Origin of the sequence: Mesorhizobium sp. M1078, from assembly GCF_040318615.1 — a bacterium.
Classification (GTDB): domain Bacteria; phylum Pseudomonadota; class Alphaproteobacteria; order Rhizobiales; family Rhizobiaceae; genus Mesorhizobium.
Genome location: NZ_JAMYMP010000027.1, coordinates 18,617 through 45,041 on the forward strand (window position 1 = coordinate 18,617; position 26,425 = coordinate 45,041).

A 26,425-nucleotide genomic window follows, 5' to 3' on the forward strand; every position below is an offset into this window, starting at 1 on the left:
TTGGTCCCTCCCCCTATCGTCCATTGGCCCGATGACGCCCGGACCGAAGCCCCACACGGGAACGCAGCCGCGAAAAGCCCGTTCGGCTTGCGGTGTGCATCAACCTCACCAACACCACCGTATCGGAATCGAGCTCGCGCAAGAAGCATGAGCGTTGCTCGCATGAAGGAGAGAATCATGACGACCATGTACCAGTCGACCGCAATTGCCGGATTCTTGCTGCTCGCGAGCGCGGGCGTAGTTGCTGCTCAAGACGTCATCATCGCGCCGGAGCAGGAAACGGTTGTGCGCGAATACGTGAAAAAGCAGCCCCTTGCGTCGCTGAAGATTCCAGGTGTCGAATTGAACGTGGGGACCGCCATTCCCGACACGGTGGAACTGCATGAAGTGCCGAGCGTCAAGTATCGCTACGTTGTGGTCGACGGGCGAACCGTGCTGGTCGACCCCGGCACGCGGAAGATCGTCAAGATCATACAGTAACGCTGATCCCACCGCCGTTCCCCGCGGGTGGCGGTGGGATCATGCCCTGAAATTGCGGTTTCCCCGGCAATTCAACCTAGCGCTTGCTCGCACCATCGACCGTTCTAGTTGTAGGATGGCTTAGGATTTTGGCACGGCCAAAGCTCGCGGGGTCGGTTGAGACGTGCGCTACATTGATAGTCTCTATCAAAACTGGAACAGGCTATCGTTGGCTTGGCAGTTCATCATAGTCGGAAGCATTGGGCTGCTGTCGCTGATGCTGGTCGTCGGCCTATGGGTCACCTCGCAAATACGAGATGGAGTGATCCGCAACTCTGCAAGCACGACCGCGCTTTACGTCGACAGTGTCATCGCGCCAATCCTGCCGGATATGCGCAAAAGCCAGCAGCTCAGCGACACCGTTAAACGGGCACTCGATGAAACCCTGGACCAGGGTGCTCTCGGAAAAAAACTGGCGTCGTTCGTGCTTTGGCGGCGTGATGGCAAGGTGCTGTACGCCAAAGACGCGGCTCTTATTGGCCAGACCTTCGAGCCAAATGCGAACTTGCTGCATGCGTTCGGCGGAAACGTGGTGGCGCAATTCAATGATCTGGACGAAAATGAAAGGAAGGAACGGAAGAGCCCCACCGCCTCGCTGCTCGAGATCTACAATCCGGTTCGAGAGCCGTGGTCGGGCGATGTTGTGGCCGTTTCCGAGTTCTACGAGATAGCCGACGATCTTCAGGGCACTTTAAACTCGGCACTATGGTCGAGCTGGCTGCTCGTGGCTGGCGCGACCGCGGTCGCCTTGGCGATGCTCTCGGGAATCGTGCTTCGCGGCAGCAGCACTATCGAAACGCAGCGTTCAGCGCTTGAGACACAAGTGGCGGAGCTTCAGTTGCTTTTGGAGCAGAATTCCGCTTTGCGGGAGCGCGTCCAGCAGGCGTCGCGCCGCGCAACGGCAATCAACGAACGTTACTTGCGTCGCATCGGGTCTGATTTGCATGACGGTCCAGCTCAGCTCGTCGCACTGGCTGCGCTGCGCATGGACAGCCCTCTGCTGCTCGATCCCGCCGCATCCCCAAGCCACCGCAAGACCGAGATCGCCGATATCCATCATACGCTGGATGAGGCGATGCGGGAGATCCGCGCCATCTGCACCGGCCTCGTGCTGCCACAGATCGAAGCTTCGACAGTCGCGGAGATATTGCGGCTTGCGGTTGCCGAACATGAACGCCGTACAGCCTCTTCCGTATCGCTTTCACTGCCATCTCGCCTGCCCGACCTGGGGACGTCCGAGAAAATAAGCATCTTTCGCTTCGCGCAGGAGGGGCTGAACAATGCCTGGCGACACGGTCTGGGCAAGGGGCAGGCTGTCAAGGCGAGAGTGACGCAGGGCAAGCTCCTCATTCAAGTGCTTGATCACGGCCCTGGATTCCAGTCGGGATCGTGTGAAGGACTTGGACTCGCCGGTATGAGGGAACGTATCGAAAGTATCGGAGGTCACTTCGAGACCTTTTCGAGCCCCAGGGGGACCCGGCTGACCATAACGCTCAACATCGAGGACCAGAAATGACCGCTCCCATAAGGATTGCCATTGTTGATGATCATCCGCTGTTTCGCGAGGGTGTGGCTCGCAGCCTCGCCGAAATCGGCGGCTTCGAAGTCGTTGGTGCGGGCGAAACCGCGGCGGATGCCGAACAGCTTGCGGCCTTGGCAAATCCCGACATATTGCTGCTCGACATCAGTTTGCCGGGAGGGGGCCTAGCGGCAGCGGAAAATATTCTTGCAACTCAGCCTGACTGCAAGATCGTCATGCTCACCGTCTCGGAGGCGAACGCCGATTTGGCAACGGCGCTCAGGCTGGGCGTACGCGGATATGTGCTGAAAGGGATTGGGGCGGCATCGCTGGCCGAGGTGCTGACTTATATAGCCGCAGGAAAAAAATATGTTTCGCCGACCCTGTCAGCGCAGCTTTTGAATGAACTGATCCGGCCGGAAAAGCGCACAACCGATCTCGTTGCCAATCTCTCGGGACGCGAGCTTGGGATAATCTCCTTGGTAGGCGAAGGACTGAGCAACAAAGAAGTCGCCAAACGTCTCAACCTGCAGGAGAAAACGGTAAAACACCACATGACTCGGATATTTCAAAAGCTAAAGGTGCGAAACCGCACCGAAGCAGCCATTCTTATGCACGCGCCCAAAACGGGGCTTGTATAGGGAGATCGGGGCTTGTCTGAAGGTCGGATGCTGGTTGGCGAACCAACAGTTACAGCCCTTTCAGACGAGCAATGTCGGAGGCCCTTACGGCGCGTTCGACAATTGTCCTTCCAAGCGGATCCTTCATAGTGAAGCGGCCGGCCTCGATGCTTTCGCTGAATCCATCGCGATGCACGACCTGGATTTTGGCGCCCTGTACCGTCACCGTGTCGCCAGCGGCATTGACTTGGCTACTGGGAGCTTGGCTACCGGGGGCGTTGTCGCCGGCACCATTTTTTCCCTTTCCGTTGGCGTTGCCATTCCCGGCGTTGCCGCCTGAGCCATTACCGTTACCACTACCGTTGCCACCACCGTTACCATTGCCATTGTTTCCGCTCTTGGCGCTGGCAGCGGCGAATTCGATCTTGTAGCCGTCGACATGGCTCAACCGCAGACCAAGCACCGGCATCGTCACCGCAACCGCCGCGAATACGCGCAAGCTAAAGTACGCCCAGCGCCGCACGGATGAAAACAGGGGCTGCCTTTCTCCATTCATGCCACCATCACATCATGATGTGTCACGGTATTCAAGAATGAACAGCCCAAAATTGCGGCTTACAAACGCTGAGGAAACTCTCCTTTCGTGCTTTCAGCTCGATTCTCAGACCTTCGTCTGAGTCAAATATACACCGAAGTCTGACCTACTGATCTTGGCCGCGCCGACGGATGTCGCAATAAAATCCGCGGTGACAAGGCTCGTCACCGGTAGGGATCGGCAGCGAGGCGCGAGCGCCTGCGGCACGCAGACGCTTGCGGCAGGTCTCCGGCATACGGTTAGCGCATGCTCGCCGTGAAGCGGTAGCACATGCCGTTCCTTCCCCGGATTATGATCAGGCGCGATTGGCGAAGTCGCGGACAACCCGTTGCAGCAGCGGCATGTAGTCGCGAAATGCCCGGGTCTTCATGTTGGCGATCTTGCCGGCCTCGTCCCAGATGCGGACCCGAACCGCTTCCTCGTGGAACGGGTTCTTTCGGAACTCGGCCACCTCTTCGGCGTTCATCGGCCCGCCTTGCAGCGACAGCGTGTGGACCGAGGCCTGCGACAGCCTGCCGAAATAGGTCGGGTCGGTAGCGCAGAGGTAGCGCTTGGCCGCGACATGCAGCCTGACGCATTCGACGATCACCGGTGGAAAGAACGGCGCCAGCACCTCGCCGCCGGCTTCGTCATGATGCTTGTCCTCGATATCGTCGGGCGAATAGGTGCCGAACTCGCTGGTGTAGTGGCCGATATCGTGCAGCAGTGCTGCCGCCACCAGCACATCAGGCGCGCCGTCCTTTTCGGCGAACCAGGCGCCCTGCAACATGTGCTCCGACATGGTGACGGGTTCGCCGAGATAGGATTCCGCCCTTCGGCGTTCGAAAATATCGGCGATGAATTCGATGATGGTGTCCGCGTTCAAATCCTGGCTGCTCATTCCGCGGCTTCCTTGAACTCGTGTTCGATCGCCGACAGCGTCGACAAAAGGCCATCCTTGTCGGCGTAGCAGCCCTGCAGCCAGCGCTTGCCGGCGCCGGAGAATTGCTTGCGGGCATGCATGACGCGGGTGTTGTCGACGATGAAGGCCTGGCCTGCCTCGAGCTTGAAGGTCACTTCGAAGGACGGATCCTCGATCAGTTCGGCAAACCGGCGATAGGCGGCGTAGTAGGCCTCCATCTCCGCGAACGGCACATCGACCGTCGGCGCCAGCGAGCGGTTGTTGAAGCGGATGGCGATGAGTTCGCCATCCGGCCCGAGTTCGATCATCGGCCGTTTGGCCTGCAATCGCACGCCCGACGACCCCGCATATTCGAAACGCGCCGGGTATGAACTCAACAGCCGGAAGCCTTCGGGGTTTTCGGCCTGCAGCGCGGCCGCCACGGCAAAACCATCGACGACGCTGGATTCGCCGCCCTCCACCGTGTTTTCGATGCAGGACAGGATCTGCAAGGTCGGCACCGGATCGCGATAGGGATTGTCGGTATGCGCCTGCAGGCCAAGATTGGTGTAGGCCAGATTGGTTGGATTGACCTCGGCGCGCACCTCGAACAATCGGCCGTAATTGGTCTCCCTAATATAGCCGAACAGATCGGACACTTTGCACAGCGCCCCGGATTCGGGCGGCAAATCGTCCATCACCGCGAAGCCGTAGGTCTTCACCGCCGACAGCCATTGCCGCAAGACGGCGCGGTCGCGGCTGGCAGCGAGATAGCCGGCGCGCGGCACCGAATTCTGCATAGAGGCCCTGGTCCATCGCACGGTGCCCTCGCCTGTCCAGCCGGGCTGTCGGGCGGCATCGCGGTCATAGGCATTGGCGCTCAGCCATGCCGCAGGAAAGCGCACCGTCTTTCCCTCCGGTTCGAAACTGACTTCAAGCGCATCGCCCTTGATCGCGGCTGCGCCGATCCATGTCTGCACGGGAATGTCGAGAATGGTGATCAGCCGCTGGCCGTTGCCGGCGCTGCGCGTCTTGTCGTCGAGCGCATTGTCGCGCAACCACACTGCGTGAAAGCGAGTGCGCGCGCCATCCTTCCACCCGAGGTCGATCGTCCTTCCTTCGTCGCCGATCAGCGCCTGGGTAAGCATGGGGATCCGTTCCTGTCCGCTGCGCCCCGCAGCCAACTCCGCAGGGTTTCCGGTTGCATCGTGATGATGTCGAAGGCATAACTCAAATTATCATTTTGCAGCCAAAGGCCATAAACAGTTTATGCCTGTGACAACCCTGCCCTTGCCCCCGCTCGACTGGCTGCGCAGTTTCGAGGCCGCCGCTCGGCTGTCGAATTTCACCGCCGCCGCGGCCGAGCTTGGCCTGACCCAGGCTGCGGTCAGCCAGCACATCCGTTCTCTCGAAGAGCGGTTGAAGCAGCCGCTGTTCATCCGCCTGGCGCGCGGCGTCGAATTGACGCCGGAGGGTGCCGCCTACCTGCCGCATCTGCAATCGGCCTTCGCCGTGGTCGCCAACAGCACGCGCGAGCTGTTTGAACCCAAGACCGTCCAGAGCGTGACGATACGCTCGCCGATCTCGTTTGCCGTGCTGATGATCGCGCCAAAGCTGCCGCAAATGGCCAAGGACCTGCCCTTCGTCCAGCTGCAGATCGAGACCATCCACACACCGGCCGATTACGGCGAGCGCTTTGTGGGTCTCGACATCCGATTCGGCATTGGCTCCGGCTCCTTTGCCGGACGGCAGGCCGACCGCCTCACCCGCGAAACCTTGACGCCGATGGCGTCGCCAAATATCGCAAAGGCCAAGGATTGGACAGGATTGCCGAGACTTACAGTGGTCGGCGCGCGGGAAATGTGGGGCGAGTGGTTCGCCGTCGCCCGGATGAAGCCGGCGCTCGGGCCCACGCACAAATTCGACAGTTTCGTTACCGCACTGGAGGCGGCGAAGCACGGCGCCGGCATGGTGCTGGGATCGCGACCGTTGGCCGACGCGGCACTGCGCGAAGGATCTCTCGTCACCCTGTCCGGCTTTACGCTGTCGAGCGGTGCCGGCCACTATCTAACCGCACCCTCGGGCGCGCATCTGAGCCCTGCCGAAGAAGCGGTCCGCCGCTGGTTCGCAACGGTCTTCGGCGTCCCGATTTCCCGATAAGCCCCTGAATACGCGGCAAACTATTGGACGACGTGACGCGGCGCATAATTTGTCGCGATACTGCGCCAGGCCGGACGTCAAGCTTCGGCAGGGTTCCGCTCGCTAAAGGCGGCCAGGAAAAATCGCGGAGGAAATTCAATGCTCGACAAGGCCCCCAACAAGAAGCTTTCCGACCTGCTCGATCGCTTCGGCGCGGCACTCGCCGCCGGCGACATCGACAATGCGGTCGCCTGCTTTCAGGAGGATTGTTTTTGGCGCGATCTCGTCAGCTTCACCTGGAACATCAAGACCATGGAAGGCCGCGACCAGGTGCGCGACATGCTGGTGAGCCAGGTGGCGAAAACCAACCCATCGAACTGGGCGATCGCCAAGGGCGAGGACGCCACTGAAAACGATGGCATGCTCGACGGCTGGATCAGTTTCGAAACGTCCGTGGCGCGCGGCTTCGGCCACATCCGGCTGAAGGACGGCAAGATCTGGACGCTGCTCACCACCATGGTCGAGCTCAAGGGCCATGAGGAGCCGGCCGGCTTCGACCGCCCGCTCGGCGCCAAGCACGGCCATGGCAAGAACCGCCCGACCTGGAAGGAGGAGCGCGAGAAGGAGGCCGCCGAACTCGGCTTCAAGACGCAGCCCTATACGCTCATCATTGGCGGCGGCCAGGGCGGCATCGCGCTCGGCGCGCGGCTGCGGCAGCTCGGCGTGCCGACCATCATCGTCGAGAAGAACGAACGGGCCGGCGACAGCTGGCGCAAGCGCTACAAGTCGCTGTGCCTGCACGACCCGGTCTGGTACGACCATCTGCCCTATATCGACTTCCCCAAGAACTGGCCGGTCTTCGCGCCCAAGGACAAGATCGGCGACTGGCTGGAAATGTACGCCAAGGTGATGGAGCTGAATTACTGGTCATCGACCGAGGCCAAGAGCGCCGTTTATGACGACAAGAAAAAGGAATGGACCGTTGTCGTGCGCCGCGACGGCAAGGACATCACGCTGAAGCCGAAACAATTGGTGCTGGCCACGGGGCAATCCGGCAAGGCCAACATGCCGAACTTCAAGGGCATGGACACATTCAAGGGCGACCAGCATCACTCCTCGAAGCATCCGGGACCCGATGCCTATGTCGGCAGACAAGCTGTCGTCATCGGCTCGAACAACTCCGCCCACGACATTGCAGCAGCCCTTTGGGAGGCCGGCGCCGACGTCACCATGGTGCAGCGCTCGACCACGCACATCGTCAAGTCGGACACGCTGATGGAGATCGGCCTGGGCTCGCTCTATTCGGAAAAGGCGGTCGCGAGCGGTATGACCACAGCCAAGGCCGACCTCGTCTTCGCCTCCCTGCCCTACAAGATCCTGCACGAATTCCAGATCCCGGCCTATGCCGAGATGAAGAAGCGCGACGACAAATTCTACAAGGGCCTGGAGAAGGCCGGCTTCATGCTTGACTGGGGCGATGACGGCTCCGGCCTGTTCATGAAATATCTGCGGCGCGGCTCGGGCTATTACATCGATGTCGGCGCATCCGACCTGATCATCGACGGGTCGATCAAGCTGAAAAGCGGTGTCGACGTGAAGGAGATCAAGGAGCATTCGGTCCTGCTCAGCGATGGATCGGAACTGCCGGCCGATCTCATCGTCTACGCCACCGGCTATGGTTCGATGAACGGCTGGGCGGCCGATTTGATCTCACCAGAGGTCGCAGACAAGGTCGGCAAATGCTGGGGCCTCGGCTCCAACACCACCAAGGACCCAGGCCCCTGGGAAGGCGAGCTCCGCAACATGTGGAAGCCGACGCAGCAGGAGGCGCTGTGGTTCCATGGCGGCAATCTGCATCAGTCGCGCCACTATTCGCAGTTCCTGGCGTTGCAGTTGAAGGCCCGCATGGAAGGCATCGCGACGCCGGTCTACGCGCTGCAAGAGGTTCATCACAAGGGTTAGGTAGCGCCGCCGATGCGCTGCCAGTAGATGAGCGTGCCGGTCAGCCCGCCATGCGGTTTCAAGGCAAAGTCCGGTATTTCGCCAGTGAGCGTGAAGCCGAGTTTTTCGTAAAGGCCGGAAGCGCCCTCCTCGGTTGCGGTGTCCAGCACCAGAAGCGTGCGGCCTTTCTCGACGGCGAGCGTTTCGGCCGCCCGCATCAGCCGGCTCGCTATGCCTTTGCCGCGGTGTTCGACGCGGGTCATCAGCTTGGCGATCTCGGCCCGGTGCGGCTGATTATCAGGAAAGTCGAGCAGCACGGTCACGGTGCCGACCAGAACCTCGCCCTTCCATGCACCCAGCACCGCTCTTTCACCTCTCTCTGCTGCCACCAACGAGTTGCCCCAGAAGGCCTCCGCCGATTGCCTGGATAAGGGATGCATGAAGCTGACGGAGCCGCCGGCCGCGACCGTCTCGATCAGGAGGTCGGCCAGCCTGTCGCGTGTTTCCGCAGTCAGCGACCTGATTTCGATGGGACTCACCTGCACTTTCCCTTGCTAATCCAGACGCGCGACGCGGCGCCGCTTTCGTCTCGCCTTGATCGCGGCGATGCGATCGGTGTCTTTCGGCTGCAGATGCAGCCCGCGTTCGAGGATTTCGAGCGTGTATTCCTCATAGGTCAGGCCAAGCCGCTCGGCCTTTTCCATGCGCATCAGCATCACGTCACGGCTTGGCGCCTTCCACGCCTTGGCATGCGCTGCCTGCCAGGCCAGGAAGATGTAGGGATCGCCCTTGCCCCATGGCGGGCCCTTGTAATCATCGAGCGGCGGTCCGCCATTGTCGGAGCGCTTGGGACGTCTTGCCACGATTTCAGCCCCTGACCAGCGCGACCAGATAGTCGGCGGGCAGCTGCCCGACGGCATGGAACGTGCAGTCCGACGGCGCGCCGAGCGCCAGGCAGTCGCCGGGCTCGAGACTATGCACCATATCACCCTCGGTGAATTCGAGTCGCCCGGAGATCAGCCACATCTGCTGCTTGATGAAGGCATAGGACGCCGCCGGGAAACTCACACTGGCGCCCGCCGGCAGTTGCACCCGGATCAATTCGAGCGGCGTGTCGGAAACCGGCGACAGATGCCGACGGACATAGCCCGTACCGGGGTCGCGCCAAACCGGCTGCTCACTCTCGCGCAGCAGGCCGCCACCTTGCTGCTCGGCGCGTGCAATCAGCGTCGACAGCGTCATGCCGAAAGCAGCGGCGATGCGCACCATCAGCGCGGCCGTCGGGCTGGTCATGCCGCGCTCGATAGTGCTGAGCATGGCTTTGGAGACGCCGGAGCGGTTCGCCAGGTCGGCCAACGACCAGTCCCGCAAGGCTCTTTCGGCGTGGATTCGTCTGCCTATCGTGGCCGACATGTCATTCGCTATATCAGTCATTCGTCCCATATATCGAATCTTCGGATTGGGGGAAGAGGCCGGCCGGTTGAATTTTCGCTGACGGGTTAACCCCTGCTACACCATCCCGCATCACGCCACCTTAACCCCGTCTGTGTAGGATCGAGGCTCCACGGGAATGGGGATCGGATCGTATGTTTGTCGAGCGCGAAGCCTCCGTCGGCGAACCGACCTCGCAGGAGCGCCGCCGCGCAGAGCAGAGCGACAAGCGCATTCTCGGCAACGTCGTGCAGTGCGACGGTGCGCGCGCCACCATCAGCGCCTATGCCGACGACATCGAAGGAGCGGTCACCGGCCTGTGGACCGTCGGCAAGATGATCTCCATCAATCTCGGGACATCGCGCACCGTTGGTCTGGTCTACGAAATCGGCAAGTCGGATCGCGCCTGGAGCAATGAGGGACAAAACCCCATCGAGGTCAGCGTCGAACTAATCGGCGAAGTGCGCGACGGCGCGGAGCCCGGCGCCAAACCGGTGTTCGACCGCGGCATCACCACCTATCCGCATATCGGCGCCATAGCGCACCGCATCCGTACCCGTGACCTGCAGGCGGTCTACGATCTCGCCGGGCGTCATTCGATCACCATCGGCACGCTGTCGCAGGATGAGTCGATCGACGCCAACATCGCCATCGACGACACGCTGGCGCGCCATTTTGCCGTTGTCGGCACAACCGGCGTCGGCAAATCCACCGCCATCTCGCTGCTGCTGCGCAAATCGATCGCCGCCCGGCCCGATCTGCGAATCCTCATTCTCGATCCGCACAATGAATTCGCGGCATCCCTGCCTGAGTTCTGCGTCCGGGTCGATTCCAAGACGCTTGATCTGCCGTTCTGGATGTTCAGGCTCGAAGAATTCGCCGAAGTGCTGTTTCGCGGCCGAGAGGTCGTGCCGGAAGAAGTCGACGTCCTGCGCGACCTGATCCCCGCCGCCAAGAACCTCTATCGCAATCCCAATTCAGGCTCTTACGTGCGCCGCGGCAGCGATGCGCTGACCGCCGACACGCCGGTGCCCTACCGCATGGTCGATCTCATCAAGCAGATCGACGAGCGCATGGGCCTCTTGGAAAGCAAGAACGACCGCCCGACGCTGAAATCGCTGAAGACGCGCATCGAGTCCGCCGCGTCCGACCCGCGCTATCGCTTCATGTTCAATTCGCGGCTGATCGAGGACACGATCCACGAGACGATCGGCAATATTTTCCGTGTGCCGCATCATGGCCGCCCGGTGACCTGTTTCGAGATGGCCGGCATGCCGTCCGAAGTGGTCAACTCCGTCTGTTCGGTGCTGGCGCGCCTGGCCTTCGACCTTGCGCTGTGGAGCGAGGGCCGGCTGAAGCTGTTGCTGCTGTGCGAGGAAGCACACCGCTATATGCCGGCCGATCCGCGCCTTGGCTTCGCCCCGACAAGGCATGCACTGTCGCGCATCGCCAAGGAAGGCCGCAAATATGGCTGCTATCTCGGCGTCGTCACCCAGCGCCCGGGTGAACTCGATCCGACCATCCTGTCGCAATGCTCGACCTTCTTCGCCATGCGGCTTGCCAACGAGCAGGACCAGGCGATCATCCGCTCGGCGATCGCCGATTCCTCCGCCTCGACGCTGGCCTTCCTGTCCTCCATGGGCCAGCGCGAAGCCATCGCCTTCGGTGAAGGCGTGGCGACGACCATGCGGCTGAAGTTCGAAAAACTGGCGGAGAACCTGATCCCCGGCACCGCCAAGCGAGAGCAGGACGAGTTCTCGCAGGACGGCAACGACGTCGATCTCGCCGCCATCGTCGAGCGGCTGCGCAACGTGCCGAAACCGCAGCAGCAGATGGCCTTCGCCGAAGCAGTGGATTCCGGCCGCCAGGCCGGGGATCCCGATTACCGAAAGCCGGCGACCGCCCAGCGCGTCCAGCCGGACGACGATTTCGACCTGCGCTATGGCCTCAAGCCCACAACCTTCGGCATGCGCCCGCAGAACGATTAGCCTGCACACCCTTCTGGCCACCGGCAAGCCGCGTCAACTTCGAGATCAGCTTCGTCAGCCAGTTGGGTAAATCCCGGCAGAAAATTCGTCAGGCTGAGTCGGTTGGTGTCGACTTCGAGAACCGGAGCGGAGCGGACATTGAGTCCGTGAGCACCGGCCTACGCCGGCCGTAGCCATAGCTGCCGCCACCACCTCATGAGTGCTTCGGCCGGCGAAGGCCGGAAGCGCAGAAGGCGGCATCAAACGGCCCAGCCTCACGAATTTAGTGCCGGGATTTTAGGCGCAGACGCGGTTGCGGCCTTGCCTCTTCGCCTCGTAGAGCTGGCGGTCGGCGCGGCGGTAGAATTCCTCGGCGGTTTCTTTCCGATCCCAGACGGCGAGTCCGACGCTGGTGGTGATCTTGAGGCGGACATTGCCCGACAGCACCGACATGTTGGCAATCGCTTTGCGGATGCGTTCGGCGAACTTCCCCAACAACTCCGCATCCATGTTGGGCGTGACGACGGCGAACTCCTCGCCCCCAAGCCGCGCCACCACATCGTGGTAGCGCGTCATGCCTTTGAGGCAATTGGCGACTGCCCTAAGCACCTCGTCGCCGACATCGTGGCCATGCGTGTCGTTGACCTGCTTGAAATGATCGAGGTCGAGGATCATCAGCCCGACGGGCTTTTCGATGCGGCGGAATTCCTCGAGATATTCCTTCAGCGCATCATCGAAGTAGCGCCGGTTCTGCATGCCGGTAAGGCCGTCGGTCAATGCCGCATGCTGCAGCGTTTCCGAGCGGGCGCTGAGCGAAACCGTCATGGCGCGCAGCTTGCCCTCTTCCGTGGCCTGCCTACGGATCAGCGGGTAGATGAACAACACGCCGAAGAACAGCGCTGTCGCCAGCAGCACCCCGGTGACAAACAGCAGCGTGTTGAGATAGGCGATCCTCTCGACCCGGGAAGTCGTATCGTGACCGACCGCGATGAACTGCAATTGATCATAGGCATAAAGCGTCACCAGGCCTGCGGCCAGGATCACGAAAATAAAGACGAAAAATGCGGATTCCGCCTTGTGGAAACGCATCTGCTTCCCGTTGCAAAAGTACCCGCCGGATCTATGGCATGCCGGCGCCTTACGGACGGTTAATCCAGACAACCGGAGCGGGAATGTTCATTCCTACTTCTGTTTCTTTAATTGTATTGGCAGCACGAAAATCAAATCGTGGTTTGCAGGCGGCCGCCGGGCTGCAATCTCAGCCATTCCGGTCCCAGCTGATGGCGAAACCACGTCGTTTGCCGTTTGGCATATTGCCGCGTCGCTGCCTTGCAGCGCTCGATGGCCTGAGGAAAGCTGATGTCACCGGCCATGGCGGCCGAAAGTTCGCGAACGCCGATCGCCTTCATCGCCGGCAGCTCGGGATCGAGGCCAAGCGCCGCAAGCCGTTTGACCTCATCGAGCGCGCCGAGATCGAGCATGCGGTCGAACCTTGTTTCGATCCGCTCGACAAGGGCGGCGCGGTCCGGCTCGATAACGAAGAACTGAGCGCTGTCGCGGTCGATCAGCGGGCGGCCGCGCGCTGCCTGCCATTCGAGGATGGAGCGGCCGGATGCGTCGAGCACCTCCAGCGCCCGCACGATGCGCTGGCCGTCGGTCGGCTTCAGCTGCATGGCGACCGCCGAATCCTCATGCATCAGGATGCGGTGCAGCTTGGCTGCGCCTTGCTCCTTTAACTCGTAGCGCCAGCGGTCGCGTACCTGCTGCGGAATGTCGGGCATTTCCGAAATGCCCTCGGCAAGTGCGCGAAAATAGAGCCCGGTGCCGCCGACGAAAATCACCGGACGTTCAAAGCCGGCGTCATCGGGCTGTCGGGCAAGCGTGCCGTTATCGACCAGCTTCATCACGTCGCGCAGCCAGGCTCCGGTGGAATAGGCGGTGGAGGGATGCACGTGGCCATAGAGATAGTGCGGCGCGCGGGCGAGGTCGGCGGCATTCGGCCGCGCCGTCAGCACATCGAGCACCGAATAGCCCTGCATGGAATCGGTGTTGACGATGACACCGCCCTTGCGCTCAGCGAGATCGAGCGCCAGCGCCGACTTGCCGCTGGCGGTCGGCCCGGCTATCAGGATCGCGTTCTTCACGCGGCCCTCGCCCGCCTGCCCGCCCTCGCCTAGCTGCTTGGAAGTCTCGATGCCGCTCATTGCCACGCTTGTGTCTCACCCCGTCCGCCGCGCGATGTCGGCCTCGCTTGCGAATATGGCCTCACGGTCGGTCGGCGCAAGCGCTGTTCGCTGGCTGGGCGATGGCGTCGCCTGCGACCTGGTGCTGCCCGAGGGGGCAGAAGCCGCCGAGGCAAGTGCCGCCTTGCGCACAGCACTTGGCTCCGAGCCGGTCGACGTGATCGTTCAGCAGGCCGAAAGCCGCCGCAAGACAATCCTGCTTGCCGATATGGATTCAACCATGATCGACCAGGAATGCATCGACGAACTCGCCGACGAGATCGGCGTCAAGGACCGCGTTGCCGCCATCACGGCACGCTCGATGAACGGCGAGATCGCTTTCGAGCCGGCGCTGCGTGAACGCGTGGCGCTGCTGAAAGGCCTCGATGCCGCCGTCGTCGGCCGCATCATCGCGAACCGCCTGACGCTGGCGTCGGGCGGCCGCGCCCTGGTGCGGACGATGCGCGCCAATGGCGCCTGGACGGCGCTTGTCTCGGGCGGCTTCGACGTCTTCACCAGCCGTGTCGCCGCCATGCTCGGCTTCCAGGAAAACCGTGCCAACCGCCTGATCGAGGAGAACGGGCGCTTTGCCGGCCTTGTCGCCGAGCCGATCCTCGGCCGTGCCGCCAAGGCCGATGCGCTGAACGAGATCTCGGCCCGCCTCGGCCTGACGCCATTCGATGCGATTGCGGTCGGCGACGGCGCCAACGACCTCGACATGATCCGCCTGGCGGGCACCGGTGTCGCGCTCCACGCCAAGCCGGCCGTTGCTGCCGAAGCCAAGGTCCGCATCGACCATGGCGATCTCACCGCGCTGCTTTATCTCCAGGGCTACCGCCAGGAAGAGTTCGCCCAATGAAACCGATGCGCACCGAGCGCCTCATCCTGCGCAATTGGGAAGAGCGCGACCGCGAACTATTCCATCGCATCAACTCCGACGAGCGGGTGATGGAATTTTTTCCGTTCCGCCGCGACCGCGCCGAGACGGATGCCAAGATGGACGAGTTTCGGGGCTGGATCGCCGAGGACGGCTTTGGTTTTGCCGCCGCCGAGATCGCCGCGACTGGGGAATGCATCGGCTTCGTCGGCCTCTTAAAGACCGATCACGTGCCGTCCCTGCCCTCCGATTCGATCGAGATCGGCTGGCGGTTGGCGCCCGAGTTCTGGGGCAAGGGCTACGTCACCGAGGCAGCCGAGGCATGGCTTGCTTATGGCTTCGAGACGCTTGACCGGGACGAGATCGTCTCCTTCGCCGTCGCGGCCAACCGCCGCTCGACGGCCGTCATGGAGCGTCTTGGCATGAGCCCTGACCCGGCTCGCGATTTCGACCACCCATCCATCCCTGACAGCCACCCGCACCTCAAGCGGCATGTCCTCTACAAACTGTCGCGCACGGACTGGCAGGCACGAAAAAGGGCGGCTCGCTAGCCGCCCTTTCCCTGAAAACAATCGGTTATGGGGCTTTCCGGACTCAATCCATCCGGATCGTCACGAAGCGCAACTCGCCGGTCTTCGACGCCAGCATCAGAAGTGCATTCTTGCGGCCCTGCTCCTTCAGCGCGCCGATCCGGTCCATGACGTCCTTCGGGGTCGCGACCGATTCCTGGGCGATTTCGGTGATCACCTCGCCGGCCTGGATGCCGCGCTCGGCGGCGGCCGAATCCTTGGTGACGTCGGTGATGACGACGCCGGAAACGTCGGCCGCGATGCCGAATTTTTTCCGTGTGTCGTCATTGAGTTCGCCGACGGTCATGCCGAGCACCGAGGCCGTCGAAACCGCGGGCGCCTTGTCGCCGCCCTTGTCCTCATCGGTAGTGCCGTCCTCACCGGCGGCAACCTTCTCGCCGTCCTCAAGCCGGCCGAGCGTCACCTTCACCGTCTGCTCGACGCCCTTGCGCACGATGATCACGTCGACCGCCTTGCCAACCGGGCTTTCCGCCACGACGCGCGGCAGGTCGCGCATTTCATGGATGTCCTTGCCGTCGAACTTGATGATGACGTCGCCGGCGAGAATTGTGCCGTTGTCGACCGGTCCGCCCTTGATGACTCCGGCCACCAGCGCGCCCTTGGCGGTCGCCATGCCGAGGCTCTCGGCGATGTCGTCGGTCACCGGCTGGATGCGCACGCCGAGCCAGCCGCGACGGGTCTCGCCGAACTGGCGCAGCTGGTCGACGACGCCCGAGGCAAGCTGCGAGGGGATGGAGAAGCCGATGCCGATCGAGCCGCCCGACGGCGAGATGATCGCCGTGTTGATGCCGATAACCTCGCCCAGGCTGTTGAACAGCGGTCCGCCGGAATTGCCGCGGTTGATGGCGGCGTCGGTCTGGATGAAGTCGTCATAGGGGCCGGAATTGATGTCGCGGTTGCGGGCCGAGACGATGCCGACCGTCACCGTGCCGCCAAGGCCGAACGGATTGCCGATCGCCATCACCCAGTCGCCGACGCGCATCTTGTTGGAATCGCCGAACTTCACCGCCGTCAGCTTGTGGCCCTTCGGGTCGACCTTGAGCACCGCCACGTCGGTCTTGGTGTCGGTGCCGACCAGCGTCGCCTTGAGCGTCACGCCGTCGGAGAAATTCACCTCGATATCGTCTGCATCGGCGATGACGTGGTTGTTGGTGACGACAATGCCTTGCTCGGCGTCGACTACGAAGCCGGAGCCCAGCGACTGCACCTTTTGCGCGCCGCCATCCTTGTCGCCGCCACGGTTCTTGAAGAAGTCGTCGAAGAAATCCTGGAACGGCGAACCCTCCGGCAGCTGCGGCATCGGCACCGCGCCCGGACCTTCCGTGCCCTTCACGGTCTGCGAGGTCGAGATGTTGACCACCGCACCGAGCAGGCCTTCGGCGAGGTCGGCAACCGAAGCCGGTCCGTCCGCGGCCACCGTCGGCGTCACGAAAGCCGGAACGGCAAGCGCGCCGACCATAAGTGCCGCAGCACCTGCGATGAACGTCCGCCGCGCCGCGCGCAGAAGGGTGTTGGATGTCATCGAAAGCCTCCCGGAATCTGAAAAGAAAAAGCGCTTCGGCAAAACGCCGCGTCGCGTCATGTTGGCAAGAAATACGGCACGTTTGCGGCTATGGCCACATCAGGAGGATAAATCCTCCGTTACACCTTAGAGCGGTTCGCCGTTTCGCGGAAACGGCGAACCGTTCAATCCCTTTGCTTTTACGCAATTCCGGACGGAAAACCGCTCACACTTTCCTGGAATTGCAGATCAGCGGTCCTCAGCCACGCACCAACCAGACGATGCCGACGCCGATGGCGATCGCCACCAGCCCGACGATGCGCAGCGCAATTTCCGGCGTCGACAGCACTTCGCCGGCAAGACGTTTGGCAAGGCCGGGAAAGCCGCCATAGACCAGACCCTCTACGACGAGGACCAGGCCTATGGCCGCAAGGAAATCCTGCACCGCCCTACTGGGCGGGTGCAGGTTGTGCAGCCGGCGCGGCAGGTGCCGTCGCCGGCGCGGCAGGTGCCGTCGCCGGAGCCGCAGGGGCCGCCAGCTTCGCGTCCGTCCCGTCCGGATTGCGGAAGAAGCGGAAGAACTCCGAGTTCGGCGACAGCACCATCGTCGTCCCGGAGTTGTCCAGCGCCGTGCCATAGGCATTCATCGACCGGTAGAAGTCGAAGAACGCCGGATCGCGTTTGTAGGCGTCGGCAAAGGTCGCACTGCGCTGGGCTTCACCTTCACCACGCAGGATTTCCGATTCCTTGCGCGCCTCGGCGACGATTTCCACCACTTCGCGGTCGGCGCGGGCGGTGATGCGCTGCGCGGCCTCTTTGCCGCGCGCTCTCAGCCGTTCGGCCTCGGCCAAACGTTCGGCCTTCATGCGGTCGAAGGTCTGCTGCGAAACCTCAGCCGTCAGATCGGTTCGGCGGATGCGCACATCCTCGATCTGCAGGCCGAGCGAGGTGGCGTCGGGCCGAAGCTGATCGCGCACTTCGCGCATCATCACGGCCCGCTCTTCCGAGAGCGCCGCCTCGAAGTCGCGCAGACCGTAGACACGGCGCAGCGCCGCATCGAGACGCGTCCTCAGTCGTGCTTCGGCCAGTGTGATCTGGCCGGACACGGCTGAGCGGAACACGCGCGGATCCGAGATGCGGTACGCGATGAAAGCGTCAACCTCGTAGAACTTGCCGCCCGAAACCTGGACCCGAATGTTATCGAGATCGAAGCGCAGCACCCTGTTTTCGATCAACTGCACGCTGTCGGCGTCGAAGAAGGCGAAAGGCGCCTTGAAATAGATGCCGGGTTCATTCTTGACGTCGACGATCTCGCCGAACCGCAGCACGAGCGCCTGCTGGCGCGCGTTGACCACGAAGACCGAGGAGTAGAGCAGGAACAGAAGCACGGCCGCGATGACCGCGATGATGGGAAGACGATTGGCCATCACTGGGCTCCTCCCGTGGTCGCGCCGGCAGGCGCCGGCGCCTTCGGCTGCAGTGCCGGCAGCGGCAGATAGGGAACGACGCCTTGTCCATTGCCCTGTTCGACGATCACCTTGTTGGAATCCTTCAGCACCTTTTCCATCGTTTCCAGATAAAGCCGCCGGCGCGTAACATCGGGCGCCTTGGCGTATTCGTCATAGACCGAGATGAAGCGCTGCGCCTCACCTTCGGCTTCCTGGACGACACGGTTCTTGTAGGCTGCCGCGTCCTCGCGGATCTGCGCCGCGGCGCCACGCGCCTGGCCGAGCTTCTGGTTGGAATACTGGTTGGCCTGCTCGACGAACTTGTCTTCGTCCTGCTCAGCGCGCTGCACTTCGTCGAACGCGTCGGCCACTTCACGCGGCGGCGCCGCGTCCTCGATCGAAACTGCGTTGACGTTCAGGCCGGCCTTGTAGCCGTCCAGCGTCGTCTGGATGATTTCACGCACCGACGCCGCAATGCCCTGACGGTCGTCGCGGAAGATGTCCTGGGCCGGTCGCCGGCCGACCGCTTCGCGCATGGCGCTCTCTGCGACCTGCTGCAGCATGCCTTCGGGATCGGAGACGTCGAACAGATAGGCCCGGGGATCGGAGACCTGATAGGCCACCGAAAACTGGACGTTGACGATGTTCTGGTCGCCGGTAAGCATCAGCCCCGACGAGTTGCCGCTCGTCGCGCCGCCACCACCGATATCGACGAGTTGTTCGGCGATGTTGGCCGTCTCGACGGTCTCGACCGGCCACCAATGGAAATGCAGACCCGGCTGCGACAGCTCCGCCTTCGGCTTGCCGAAGCGCAGCTCGACCGCAACCTCGTCCGGCTGCACGGTGTAGACCGCCTTGAACGCCCACAGCACGATCAGAGCCGCTGCGATCAGCGCAAACACGGCCGGGCTGGCGCCGCCGCCACCGGGCAGCGCGCGCCGCAGCCGGTCCTGGCCGCGGCGGATGATGTCTTCGAGATCGGGAGGTGACCCCGGCGGGCCGCTGGGCCCCTTCGGTCCCTGCCCCCAGGGTCCCTGATTGTTGCCGCCGCCGCCCCATGGGCCGCCGCCGCCGCTCTTGTCGTTCCAGGGCATGAATGTCCTTTCGCTTGGAATTCCCTCGGCGCCGGCGTTGCGGCGCAAAATCCAGTTGTTCTTCTATAGGGACGCAGCGATGCGCTTTCAACGCGATCCGCTGCCGAGCATGTCCGTTTTGGACGTTCGCGACCCTTTTATCGTCTCAATGCACGCCGCGGCGTCGCTCGTAAACCGAATAGCGCGTCGCATGGCTGTCCTTTTCACCGGCCGGAACGTCCTGAGCGCTGACAAGGCGCCACAAATCCGGATCGATGTCGGGAAAATGCGCGTCGCCATCGACCGTCGCCAGCACATGGGTGACGTGCAGCCGGTCTGCCAGCGGCAGCGCCTGCGCATAGATCTCGCCGCCACCGATGACGCAGATTTCGTCGACGCCGTTCATGCAACGCCCGCGCACCGTGGCCAGCTGGATCGCGGCCTCCAGGGAGTGCGCTACCTCTATGCCCTCGGCGCGCCAGGCCTTGTCGCGGGTCACCACGATGTTCAATCGGCCCGGCAGCGGCCGGCCGATGCCTTCATAAGTCTTGCGGCCCATGATGACGGGCTTGCCCATCGTATCGGCCTTGAAGCGCTTGAGATCGGTGGACAGCCGCCACGGTAAGCCGCCGTCGCGCCCGATGACGCCGTTCTGCGCAATGGCGACATAGATCGCGACGTCCATCAGTTGGCTCCCCCGGCGCCGTCATCCGACGGCTCCAAAAGCAATATGTCGATGTTGTGCTCGGGATAGAGATCCTGCGCCGCCGTCTCGAAGGTCGTCGGCCCGACCTTCTTGACATTGTCGCCGCAAAACGAGATCAGCGCTTTCGGATTGCCCTTGTCGACGGTTAGCTTGAACTTGCCGATGCTGCCATTGGCCCAGTTGCCGCCGGTGGTCAGGATATAGGCTATGCGGTTCTCGTAGAAATGCGGATAACCGTCGGCCTTGGCGGCCTGCCGCACCGCATTCTCGAAGCTGTCGTCCATGCAGTAGCGGGTCTTGTAGGTCGTGTACTGGCTGCCCTCGGTGAACTTGCCGTCATAGAAGAAACTCACCGATGACGTGCCGCCGACGCTCGGTTTGTAGCGGTGCGAGACGTGGACATCCTTGTTGGCCGGAAATATCGCGCGCCACCAATAGGTCGAGCGCAACTGCCACCACGGCGTATAGACCTTGTTCGCCTCGGTACCGTCGCTGCCCGTATCCTCGATGATGATGCCGCGGTTTTCCCAATCCTCGGCGACCGTTTTCGGCAGCTTCGCCAGGGCCGCCTTGGCCGCATCGCCGAACGGATTGAACGGCACGTTCTGCGCCTTCAGATCGGCGCCGATATCGATGCCGACAGCGAACACTTTCTGCTCGAGCTGCGGCTTTGCCGGCGCTCCGTCGATCGTCACCTCGAAGCCAAGGAAATTGTCGCTCTGGTTTTCCGGGATGGCCGGCATTTCCTCCGGATTGCCTTCGATGTCCGGCAGCGGAAAAGCGACGATGGCATTTACATCCTTGTCGGTGTTGTTGTGGAAGACGTAGTCGACCGTGATCTTTTCCGGCGAGATATAGAGGTCCTCGCTTTGCATCGACACCGCGTCGCTACGCGAGAGGATCAGGCCACCTGTGCCGAGTTCGGCGGTCGTATCATTGGCCAGCGCGGGCACGGCTAAAAGCGCCAGCGCTACGGACAGAACATATTGCAACATCGAAGCCCCTCGCCAAGAATGCCGCGACCCTAGCCGTTTCAATGTGGCGTTTCAAAGCCTTCCGTCTCCCAGCAGGACGCCACAGTGTCTGGACACGCCAATCGGCGGTCTGGACTAACAGGTTTCGATCGGGCAGGAGTTCGCGTCATGCGCAAGCTTCTCGTCATCGGCATCGGCGCCGGCAATCCCGACCATATGACCGTGCAGGCCATATCAGGCCTAAACCGGGCGGACGTCCTGTTTATCCCCGACAAGGGGGCGAAGAAGAACGACCTTGCCGAATTGCGCCGCCATATCTGCGACCGTTTCGTCAGCAATCCGAAATCGCGCCGCGTCGAGTTCGACGTGCCGGTGCGCGCCGAGCCGGCGCCTTCCTATCGCTCGACCGTCGATGACTGGCACGAGGCCATCGCCCAGATCTATGAGAGCCTGGTCCGCGACGAACTTGCCGAGGACGGCTGCGGCGCCTTCCTGATCTGGGGCGACCCCTCGCTCTATGACAGCGCGCTGCGCATCCTCGCGCGCGTACGACTGAGGGGCAATGTCGCATTCGAACTGGAGGTCATTCCCGGCATCACCGCCGTCCAGGCGCTCGCCGCCGGCCACAAGATGGCGCTGAACCGCATCGGCGACCCCGTGCTGATCACCACCGGCCGCCGCCTCGCCGAACAAGGCATGCCGCACAATGCCGGCAGCGCCGTGGTCATGCTCGACGGCAAATGCGCCTTCAACACGTTGGCAGACAAGGATCTGATCATCCATTGGGGCGCCTATCTCGGCACACCGGACGAGATCATCGTTTCCGGTCGCCTGGGTGATGTCGGCGAGGAGATTGAGAGGACGAGAGAAGAAGCCCGGAAAAGAAAGGGCTGGATCATGGACACCTATCTGCTGCGTAAAGCAGGAGAGCCCGAGGAATAGCGCGCTCAAAGGTCGAGTTCCTTCGCGCCCCCCTCTGTCCTGCCGGACATCTCCCCCTCTAGTGGGGAGATTGGCCGTCACGGTGGATTTTCGCCAATCGCCTAACAGATTAGCGCTCGTCTACGGGCTAGCTGATCTCCCCCCTTGCGGGGGAGATGTCCGGCAGGACAGAGGGCGGTGTGACGGATCGCAGGCTTCAACCCTCACCCAGCATCAATCTCCGCCTGCAAGGCGTCCATATGCGTGGCCGCCGCTGCCGCCGCAGCGCGCTCGATAGCGCGAAAACGGCTGACGACTGCAAGGCCAACTGAGGTCAGCTGTGCGCCGCCGCCCTTTTTGCCGCCGGTCTGCGCCGCGACCAGTGGCTTGCCGAACACACGGTTCATATCTTCCACCAGATCCCAGGCGTGCTTGTAGGACATCTCCATGCCGCGTGCCGCAGCCGAGATCGAGCCGAAAGTGGCGATCTGCTCCAGCAATTCGATCTTGCCCGGACCTATGCGCCCGTCCGGATCGAGATTTATCCGCAGGCTCAGCGACGGCATCTCTTGTCCTCCACAGTCACACTAGCCCCTCTCGACCCATGGCGCTATTCCAAAACGATATAGCGGCTATCAGCCATCCGCTTCGGCCGGCAGCCCGGCGCCGGTGTTGGCACGGTCGAAACTGACCGTCTTGATCACCGCGAACACCTTGCCGCCGAGTTGAAGGTTCAGTACCTGCCTGGATTGTTCGGTAATGCGCGCAAGCACGGTTGCGCCATTGCAGTCGATGCCGATTTCGACCGTCGGCCCCTCGCCCGAGCCGATTGCGACGATGGCGCCCGGCAGGATGTTGAGCGCACTGAGACCTTTCGGCTGTTCGGTGGCGATCATCACGTCGCGGGCGCGGATTCGGATGCGCACAGGCGCGCCGACCGAGACCGCCAATTGCGGCACCCGGATTTCGCCCGCCGCCGAGCCGAGCACGGTCATCCCGAAGATCTCATCATGGCGCAGCACCTTGGTGTCGAGAACCGCGCCGCCCTCGCCGCGCTCCTCCGCCGGCAGCAATTCGAGCCGTTGCATGATCGCGCCGGTCGGGCCTGAGGCAGCGACCTTGCCTTGCGCCATCACCACCACGTCGCTGGCCAGCCGCGCCACCTCGGCGACGGAGTGGCTGACATATACGATGGGCAGCTTGGTCTCGTCGCGCAGCCGCTCGATATAGGGCAGGATCTCGGCTTTGCGCGCATCGTCGAGCGAGGCCAGCGGCTCGTCCATCAACAGCAGTTTCGGGCTGGCAAGCAGCGCCCGGCCGATCGCCACGCGCTGCTTCTCGCCGCCCGAGAGCTTTGCCGGTCGCCGGTCGAGCAGAGGACCGATGCCGAGCAGTTCGACGACCGCGTCGATATCCGCATAGCGCTCCGCCGGTGGCGTGAACCAGCGGCCATAGCGCAGATTGCCGGCCACGCTCATATGCGGAAACAGCCGCGCGTCCTGGAACACCATGCCGATCCGGCGCTTGTGCTTCGGCACGAAAATGCCGGCATCGGTGTCGACCAGCACACAGCCGTCGACCGCGATACGGCCCTTGGTCGGCCGGATCAGGCCGGCGATCACGTTGATCAGCGTCGTCTTGCCGGAGCCCGATGGCCCGAACAGCGCCGTCAGCCGCCCGGCGCTTTCGAAACGCGCGTCGACGGCGAAACCGCCGAGCCGATGGCTGATGTCCACCAGCACGCTCATTCGATGTCCATCCGCCGGCCGACGCGCCGCGCCAGCACTTCCGAGGCGACCAATGCGGCCATCGAGATGACGATGGAGATCAGCGTCAGCCTGAGCGCCCCGTCATCGCCGCCAGGCACCTGCGTGAAGGTGTAGATCGCCGAAGGCAGCGTCTGCGTCTCGTTGGGAATGTTGGAGACGAAGGTGATGGTGGCGCCGAACTCGCCCATCGCCTTGGCGAAGGACAGGATCGAGCCGGCGATCAGCCCGGGCAGGATCAGCGGCAGCGTGATGGTGGCGAAGACCCAAATCGGGTTGGCGCCGAGCGTTCCCGCCGCTGCCTCCATTTTGCGGTCGACCGCCTCGATCGACAGCCGGATCGCCCGCACCATCAGGGGAAAGCCCATGATACCGCAGGCCAGTGCGGCGCCGGTCCAGCGAAACGAGAAGACGATGCCGAAATGCTCGGCCAGGAAAGCTCCCGCCGGCCCGCGCCGGCCGAAGGTAAGCAGCAAGAGATAACCTGTCACCACCGGCGGCAGGATCAACGGCAGGTGAACCACACCGTTGAGCAGCGTCTTGCCCCAGAATTTTCCGCGGGCCAGCAAAAGCGCCATCAAGATGCCCGGCGGCAGGCTGAACAGCATCGCCACCGTCGCCACCTTGATCGACAGCCGGACCGCATTCCATTCGTCGGGAGTGAGGTCCAGCAGCCAGTTCATGCGTCAGCCGCTACCTTAATTGCTCGGCGTGAGCACGGTGAAACCCTGATCCCTAAACAGCTCCACCGCCTTGGCGGACTGCAGGCACTTCAGGAAAGCCGGGGTATCCTTGTCCTTCGAATCGGTGGTCTGGGCAACCGGATAGATGATCGGCGGGTGCGAATCCTCCGGGAAGGTGCCGACCACCTTGACTCCCTTGTCGGCATGCGCGTCGGTGGCATAGACGATGCCGAGCGCGGCCTCGCCCGTTGAAACCAGCTTCAGCGCGGCGCGCACATTCTCGGCCTGCGCCACCTTGCCTTCGACCGACGACCAGACGCCGAGCGATTCAAGTGCCGCCTTGCCATACTTGCCGGCCGGCACCGCCTTGACGTCGCCCATGGCGAGCTTGCCGTCGCTGATCAGCTTGGCGAGGTCGAAGCCTTTCTCGATCCTGGTTTCGACCTTGGAATCCTTCGGCGCCACCAGCACGATCTGGTTGCCGAGCAGTTTCACCTCGGTGTCCGGCTTGGTCAGTTTCTTGTCGGAGAGATATTTCATCCAGTCGAGGTCGGCCGAGATGAACACATCGGCGGGCGCCCCGCTTTCGATCTGCTTGGCCAGCGCCGAGCTCGCGGCGTAGGAGACGGTCGCCGCTTCACCGACATCGGCTTCGCAGGCCTTGGTGACGGCGTCGAGCCCGTCCTTGAGGCTGGCTGCGGCAAACACGATCACCTTGTCTCCCGCGTGAGCCGCCGGCATCACGGCCATCAGAGCTACGGCAAAGCCGCCAATCGCGATCGCCCTCAAACCAAAACCTTTGTGCCCCAACATGAAAACTCTCCCTGGGCTTGAAATCTGCTGGCTCGACTCCTGCCGACCGATATATCTGGATGAATATAACAAGGGAAGGCCGCCTCCTGCGAAAGCGTATGTTCGGCATCGATTGTTCTGGTTTGGACGTGCACCGAAACCCGGAAAGGAACTCCGATGAAGATCAGCGCCCGCAACATCCTCAAGGGAACGATCGTCGAGATCGTCAAAGCACCTCGCCTGTCCGCGGTGATGTCGCCGGCTCCGTCGTCACGCTTCGATCACCAACGAGGCCGTTGCCGATCTCAAGCTCGAAAAAGGCAAGCAGCCTATGCCATGATCAAGGCAACCGACGTCATGGTCGACTTCGATTGAGGGTCGGAATTGATTGACGGTGGACGGATCAGACCGCGATCGGCGCCTTGATCGACGCGTCGGCAAAATAGTTTTCCAGCCGGAAATCCTCGAAGCGGAAGGCGAACAGGTCCTTCACCTCCGGATTGATCCACAGCGTCGGCAGCGCCTTGGGTGTGCGCCGCAATTGCTCGCGCGCCTGCTCGAAATGGTTGGAATAGAGATGCGCATCGCCCAGCGTATGGACGAACTCGCCGGGCTTCAGCCCGGTCACCTGCGCCACCATCAGGGTCAGCAGCGCGTAGGAAGCGATGTTGAAGGGTACGCCGAGAAAAATGTCGGCCGAGCGCTGGTAGAGCTGGCAGGACAGCTTGCCGTCCGAGACGTAGAACTGGAACAGGCAGTGGCAGGGCGGCAGCGCCATCGCCTCCACTTCGGCCGGGTTCCACGCCGAAACGATCAGCCGGCGTGAATTCGGATTCCTGCGTATCTCCTTCAGAACATTGGCAATCTGGTCGATCGACCCGCCACGGCCATCCGGCCAAGAGCGCCACTGCTTGCCATAGACCGGGCCGAGATCGCCATTCTCGTCGGCCCATTCGTCCCAGATCGAAACGCCATGATCTCTAAGGTATTTGATGTTGGTGTCGCCGGCCAGGAACCACAGGATTTCATGGATGATCGACTTCAGATGCAGCTTCTTGGTGGTGGTGACGGGAAAGCCGCGCGACAGGTCGAAGCGCATCTGGTACCCGAACACCCCACGCGTGCCGGTGCCCGTGCGGTCGCCACGATCGGCGCCATTGTCCAGCACATGCTGCAAAAGGTCGAGATACTGGCGCATCGGCTTCGCCTCGATTCGGGGTTACCGCCATCATAACCGACTGGCCGCCGGCCGAACACAGCA

At 62.6% G+C, this 26,425-nt stretch carries 28 protein-coding genes and 1 pseudogene; 10 read left to right on the forward strand and 19 right to left on the reverse strand.

What is annotated here, in order from left to right; translation table 11 throughout:
* Positions 1–177: 177 nt before the first annotated feature.
* From NKH38_RS25555 to NKH38_RS25565, 3 genes are all read left to right on the forward strand, one after another.
* Complete coding sequence (locus NKH38_RS25555) at positions 178–480, forward strand: DUF1236 domain-containing protein (RefSeq protein ID WP_502896601.1); 303 nt, start codon at positions 178–180, stop codon at positions 478–480.
* Positions 481–643: 163 nt separating this feature from the next.
* A complete protein-coding gene (locus tag NKH38_RS25560) occupies positions 644–2,035 on the forward strand; it encodes a sensor histidine kinase (RefSeq protein WP_023690914.1) in 1,392 nt (463 codons plus the stop codon).
* Positions 2,032–2,679: a LuxR C-terminal-related transcriptional regulator gene (locus tag NKH38_RS25565; protein ID WP_023682079.1), complete on the forward strand. Its 648-nt coding sequence runs from the start codon at positions 2,032–2,034 to the stop codon at positions 2,677–2,679. Before NKH38_RS25560 ends, NKH38_RS25565 begins: the two co-directional genes overlap by 4 nt.
* 49 nt (positions 2,680–2,728) lie before the next feature.
* On the opposite strand, the gene NKH38_RS25570 is transcribed toward NKH38_RS25565, so the two are convergent.
* The 3 genes from NKH38_RS25570 to tmpA form a co-directional block, all read right to left on the reverse strand.
* Positions 2,729–3,157, reverse strand: a complete 429-nt coding sequence (locus tag NKH38_RS25570; protein WP_023699032.1) for a hypothetical protein — start codon at positions 3,155–3,157, stop codon at positions 2,729–2,731.
* A gap of 391 nt (positions 3,158–3,548) precedes the next feature.
* The gene (tmpB, locus tag NKH38_RS25575) at positions 3,549–4,133 is read right to left on the reverse strand and encodes a (R)-1-hydroxy-2-trimethylaminoethylphosphonate oxygenase (protein ID WP_352761875.1); all 585 of its coding nucleotides are present in this window, start codon (positions 4,131–4,133) and stop codon (positions 3,549–3,551) included.
* Positions 4,130–5,281, reverse strand: coding sequence for a 2-trimethylaminoethylphosphonate dioxygenase (gene tmpA, locus NKH38_RS25580; protein ID WP_352761876.1), 1,152 nt, complete (start codon positions 5,279–5,281; stop codon positions 4,130–4,132). The genes tmpB and tmpA overlap by 4 nt, the downstream gene beginning before the upstream one ends.
* A 121-nt stretch (positions 5,282–5,402) precedes the next feature.
* Here tmpA and NKH38_RS25585 point away from each other — a divergent pair, with 121 nt between their 5' ends.
* The gene (locus NKH38_RS25585) at positions 5,403–6,293 is read left to right on the forward strand and encodes a LysR family transcriptional regulator (protein WP_352761877.1); all 891 of its coding nucleotides are present in this window, start codon (positions 5,403–5,405) and stop codon (positions 6,291–6,293) included.
* Positions 6,294–6,431: 138 nt separating this feature from the next.
* Positions 6,432–8,234, forward strand: coding sequence for an NAD(P)-binding domain-containing protein (locus tag NKH38_RS25590; RefSeq protein ID WP_352761878.1), 1,803 nt, complete (start codon positions 6,432–6,434; stop codon positions 8,232–8,234).
* Here the strand turns inward: NKH38_RS25590 and NKH38_RS25595 are convergent.
* From NKH38_RS25595 to NKH38_RS25605, 3 genes are read right to left on the reverse strand one after another with little or no spacing between them, the layout of a single operon-like run.
* Positions 8,231–8,752, reverse strand: a complete 522-nt coding sequence (locus tag NKH38_RS25595) for a GNAT family N-acetyltransferase (RefSeq protein ID WP_352761879.1) — start codon at positions 8,750–8,752, stop codon at positions 8,231–8,233. The two genes, NKH38_RS25590 and NKH38_RS25595, sit on opposite strands and share 4 nt — an antisense overlap.
* A gap of 15 nt (positions 8,753–8,767) precedes the next feature.
* Positions 8,768–9,076, reverse strand: coding sequence for a hypothetical protein (locus NKH38_RS25600; RefSeq protein ID WP_023682084.1), 309 nt, complete (start codon positions 9,074–9,076; stop codon positions 8,768–8,770).
* A 4-nt stretch (positions 9,077–9,080) separates the two neighbouring features.
* Positions 9,081–9,647 carry a helix-turn-helix domain-containing protein gene (locus NKH38_RS25605; protein ID WP_352761880.1) on the reverse strand — a complete coding sequence of 189 codons (567 nt, stop codon included), beginning with the start codon at positions 9,645–9,647 and terminating at the stop codon, positions 9,081–9,083.
* Positions 9,648–9,799: 152 nt separating this feature from the next.
* Here NKH38_RS25605 and NKH38_RS25610 point away from each other — a divergent pair, with 152 nt between their 5' ends.
* Positions 9,800–11,632: an ATP-binding protein gene (locus NKH38_RS25610; RefSeq protein ID WP_023735943.1), complete on the forward strand. Its 1,833-nt coding sequence runs from the start codon at positions 9,800–9,802 to the stop codon at positions 11,630–11,632.
* A gap of 276 nt (positions 11,633–11,908) precedes the next feature.
* Here the strand turns inward: NKH38_RS25610 and NKH38_RS25615 are convergent, their stop codons facing one another.
* On the reverse strand, positions 11,909–12,700 hold the full coding sequence (locus NKH38_RS25615; RefSeq protein WP_352761881.1) for a GGDEF domain-containing protein: 792 nt from the start codon (positions 12,698–12,700) through the stop codon (positions 11,909–11,911).
* A gap of 131 nt (positions 12,701–12,831) precedes the next feature.
* On the reverse strand, positions 12,832–13,815 hold the full coding sequence (gene miaA / locus NKH38_RS25620; protein WP_352761882.1) for a tRNA (adenosine(37)-N6)-dimethylallyltransferase MiaA: 984 nt from the start codon (positions 13,813–13,815) through the stop codon (positions 12,832–12,834).
* On the opposite strand from miaA, the gene serB reads away from it, so the two are divergent.
* The gene (gene serB / locus NKH38_RS25625) at positions 13,805–14,692 is read left to right on the forward strand and encodes a phosphoserine phosphatase SerB (RefSeq protein WP_352761883.1); all 888 of its coding nucleotides are present in this window, start codon (positions 13,805–13,807) and stop codon (positions 14,690–14,692) included. The two genes, miaA and serB, sit on opposite strands and share 11 nt — an antisense overlap.
* The gene (locus NKH38_RS25630; protein ID WP_352761884.1) at positions 14,689–15,261 is read left to right on the forward strand and encodes a GNAT family N-acetyltransferase; all 573 of its coding nucleotides are present in this window, start codon (positions 14,689–14,691) and stop codon (positions 15,259–15,261) included. Before serB ends, NKH38_RS25630 begins: the two co-directional genes overlap by 4 nt.
* Before the next feature lie 43 nt (positions 15,262–15,304).
* Here NKH38_RS25630 and NKH38_RS25635 read toward each other — a convergent pair whose 3' ends face one another.
* The 6 genes from NKH38_RS25635 to NKH38_RS25660 all read right to left on the reverse strand — a co-directional run bounded on the left by NKH38_RS25635 (position 15,305) and on the right by NKH38_RS25660 (position 21,023).
* Positions 15,305–16,822 carry a DegQ family serine endoprotease gene (locus NKH38_RS25635; RefSeq protein WP_023682088.1) on the reverse strand — a complete coding sequence of 506 codons (1,518 nt, stop codon included), beginning with the start codon at positions 16,820–16,822 and terminating at the stop codon, positions 15,305–15,307.
* A gap of 238 nt (positions 16,823–17,060) precedes the next feature.
* Positions 17,061–17,246 carry a DUF2065 domain-containing protein gene (locus tag NKH38_RS25640; RefSeq protein WP_023668333.1) on the reverse strand — a complete coding sequence of 62 codons (186 nt, stop codon included), beginning with the start codon at positions 17,244–17,246 and terminating at the stop codon, positions 17,061–17,063.
* Positions 17,247–17,250: 4 nt separating this feature from the next.
* Positions 17,251–18,228, reverse strand: a complete 978-nt coding sequence (gene hflC / locus NKH38_RS25645; RefSeq protein ID WP_023735946.1) for a protease modulator HflC — start codon at positions 18,226–18,228, stop codon at positions 17,251–17,253.
* Entirely contained in the window at positions 18,228–19,343 is a 1,116-nt protein-coding gene (gene hflK / locus NKH38_RS25650) for an FtsH protease activity modulator HflK (protein ID WP_352761885.1), read from the reverse strand. Before hflK ends, hflC begins: the two co-directional genes overlap by 1 nt.
* 145 nt (positions 19,344–19,488) lie before the next feature.
* Positions 19,489–20,007, reverse strand: a complete 519-nt coding sequence (locus NKH38_RS25655) for a dihydrofolate reductase (protein WP_023668330.1) — start codon at positions 20,005–20,007, stop codon at positions 19,489–19,491.
* Complete coding sequence (locus NKH38_RS25660; RefSeq protein WP_023714745.1) at positions 20,007–21,023, reverse strand: DUF4424 domain-containing protein; 1,017 nt, start codon at positions 21,021–21,023, stop codon at positions 20,007–20,009. The genes NKH38_RS25655 and NKH38_RS25660 overlap by 1 nt, the downstream gene beginning before the upstream one ends.
* 147 nt (positions 21,024–21,170) lie before the next feature.
* Between NKH38_RS25660 and cobF the strand changes: the two genes are divergently transcribed.
* Positions 21,171–21,944, forward strand: coding sequence for a precorrin-6A synthase (deacetylating) (gene cobF, locus NKH38_RS25665; RefSeq protein ID WP_023667410.1), 774 nt, complete (start codon positions 21,171–21,173; stop codon positions 21,942–21,944).
* A gap of 203 nt (positions 21,945–22,147) precedes the next feature.
* Here the strand turns inward: cobF and NKH38_RS25670 are convergent, their stop codons facing one another.
* The 4 genes from NKH38_RS25670 to modA all read right to left on the reverse strand — a co-directional run bounded on the left by NKH38_RS25670 (position 22,148) and on the right by modA (position 25,182).
* Positions 22,148–22,489 carry a winged helix-turn-helix domain-containing protein gene (locus NKH38_RS25670; RefSeq protein WP_023667411.1) on the reverse strand — a complete coding sequence of 114 codons (342 nt, stop codon included), beginning with the start codon at positions 22,487–22,489 and terminating at the stop codon, positions 22,148–22,150.
* A gap of 69 nt (positions 22,490–22,558) precedes the next feature.
* Positions 22,559–23,671 (reverse strand): molybdenum ABC transporter ATP-binding protein, encoded by a 1,113-nt coding sequence (gene modC / locus NKH38_RS25675; RefSeq protein WP_023668327.1) that lies wholly within the window; start codon positions 23,669–23,671, stop codon positions 22,559–22,561.
* Positions 23,668–24,372 carry a molybdate ABC transporter permease subunit gene (gene modB / locus NKH38_RS25680; protein WP_023667413.1) on the reverse strand — a complete coding sequence of 235 codons (705 nt, stop codon included), beginning with the start codon at positions 24,370–24,372 and terminating at the stop codon, positions 23,668–23,670. Before modB ends, modC begins: the two co-directional genes overlap by 4 nt.
* A gap of 15 nt (positions 24,373–24,387) precedes the next feature.
* Positions 24,388–25,182 carry a molybdate ABC transporter substrate-binding protein gene (gene modA / locus NKH38_RS25685; RefSeq protein WP_155923189.1) on the reverse strand — a complete coding sequence of 265 codons (795 nt, stop codon included), beginning with the start codon at positions 25,180–25,182 and terminating at the stop codon, positions 24,388–24,390.
* A gap of 159 nt (positions 25,183–25,341) precedes the next feature.
* Here modA and NKH38_RS25690 point away from each other — a divergent pair.
* Positions 25,342–25,539: pseudogene (locus NKH38_RS25690) on the forward strand (TOBE domain-containing protein).
* Positions 25,540–25,567: 28 nt separating this feature from the next.
* On the opposite strand, the gene NKH38_RS25695 reads toward NKH38_RS25690, so the two are convergent.
* Positions 25,568–26,362, reverse strand: coding sequence for a thymidylate synthase (locus NKH38_RS25695; protein WP_352761886.1), 795 nt, complete (start codon positions 26,360–26,362; stop codon positions 25,568–25,570).
* Between the last annotated feature and the right edge of the window lie 63 nt (positions 26,363–26,425).

What these genes read in the sequence shown, in the direction of transcription:
- NKH38_RS25555 (WP_502896601.1), top strand. Translation starts at nt 178, where the DNA reads ATGACGACCATGTACCAGTCGACCGCAATTGCCGGATTCTTGCTGCTC.
- NKH38_RS25565 (WP_023682079.1), top strand. Translation starts at nt 2,032, where the DNA reads ATGACCGCTCCCATAAGGATTGCCATTGTTGATGATCATCCGCTGTTT.
- tmpB (WP_352761875.1), bottom strand. Translation starts at nt 4,133, where the DNA reads ATGAGCAGCCAGGATTTGAACGCGGACACCATCATCGAATTCATCGCC.
- tmpA (WP_352761876.1), bottom strand. Translation starts at nt 5,281, where the DNA reads ATGCTTACCCAGGCGCTGATCGGCGACGAAGGAAGGACGATCGACCTC.
- NKH38_RS25585 (WP_352761877.1), top strand. Translation starts at nt 5,403, where the DNA reads ATGCCTGTGACAACCCTGCCCTTGCCCCCGCTCGACTGGCTGCGCAGT.
- NKH38_RS25590 (WP_352761878.1), top strand. Translation starts at nt 6,432, where the DNA reads ATGCTCGACAAGGCCCCCAACAAGAAGCTTTCCGACCTGCTCGATCGC.
- NKH38_RS25605 (WP_352761880.1), bottom strand. Translation starts at nt 9,647, where the DNA reads ATGACTGATATAGCGAATGACATGTCGGCCACGATAGGCAGACGAATC.
- NKH38_RS25610 (WP_023735943.1), top strand. Translation starts at nt 9,800, where the DNA reads ATGTTTGTCGAGCGCGAAGCCTCCGTCGGCGAACCGACCTCGCAGGAG.
- NKH38_RS25615 (WP_352761881.1), bottom strand. Translation starts at nt 12,700, where the DNA reads ATGCGTTTCCACAAGGCGGAATCCGCATTTTTCGTCTTTATTTTCGTG.
- serB (WP_352761883.1), top strand. Translation starts at nt 13,805, where the DNA reads ATGCCGCTCATTGCCACGCTTGTGTCTCACCCCGTCCGCCGCGCGATG.
- miaA (WP_352761882.1), bottom strand. Translation starts at nt 13,815, where the DNA reads ATGAGCGGCATCGAGACTTCCAAGCAGCTAGGCGAGGGCGGGCAGGCG.
- NKH38_RS25630 (WP_352761884.1), top strand. Translation starts at nt 14,689, where the DNA reads ATGAAACCGATGCGCACCGAGCGCCTCATCCTGCGCAATTGGGAAGAG.
- NKH38_RS25635 (WP_023682088.1), bottom strand. Translation starts at nt 16,822, where the DNA reads ATGACATCCAACACCCTTCTGCGCGCGGCGCGGCGGACGTTCATCGCA.
- hflC (WP_023735946.1), bottom strand. Translation starts at nt 18,228, where the DNA reads ATGGCCAATCGTCTTCCCATCATCGCGGTCATCGCGGCCGTGCTTCTG.
- hflK (WP_352761885.1), bottom strand. Translation starts at nt 19,343, where the DNA reads ATGCCCTGGAACGACAAGAGCGGCGGCGGCGGCCCATGGGGCGGCGGC.
- NKH38_RS25655 (WP_023668330.1), bottom strand. Translation starts at nt 20,007, where the DNA reads ATGGACGTCGCGATCTATGTCGCCATTGCGCAGAACGGCGTCATCGGG.
- NKH38_RS25660 (WP_023714745.1), bottom strand. Translation starts at nt 21,023, where the DNA reads ATGTTGCAATATGTTCTGTCCGTAGCGCTGGCGCTTTTAGCCGTGCCC.
- cobF (WP_023667410.1), top strand. Translation starts at nt 21,171, where the DNA reads ATGCGCAAGCTTCTCGTCATCGGCATCGGCGCCGGCAATCCCGACCAT.
- NKH38_RS25670 (WP_023667411.1), bottom strand. Translation starts at nt 22,489, where the DNA reads ATGCCGTCGCTGAGCCTGCGGATAAATCTCGATCCGGACGGGCGCATA.
- modC (WP_023668327.1), bottom strand. Translation starts at nt 23,671, where the DNA reads ATGAGCGTGCTGGTGGACATCAGCCATCGGCTCGGCGGTTTCGCCGTC.
- modB (WP_023667413.1), bottom strand. Translation starts at nt 24,372, where the DNA reads ATGAACTGGCTGCTGGACCTCACTCCCGACGAATGGAATGCGGTCCGG.
- NKH38_RS25695 (WP_352761886.1), bottom strand. Translation starts at nt 26,362, where the DNA reads ATGCGCCAGTATCTCGACCTTTTGCAGCATGTGCTGGACAATGGCGCC.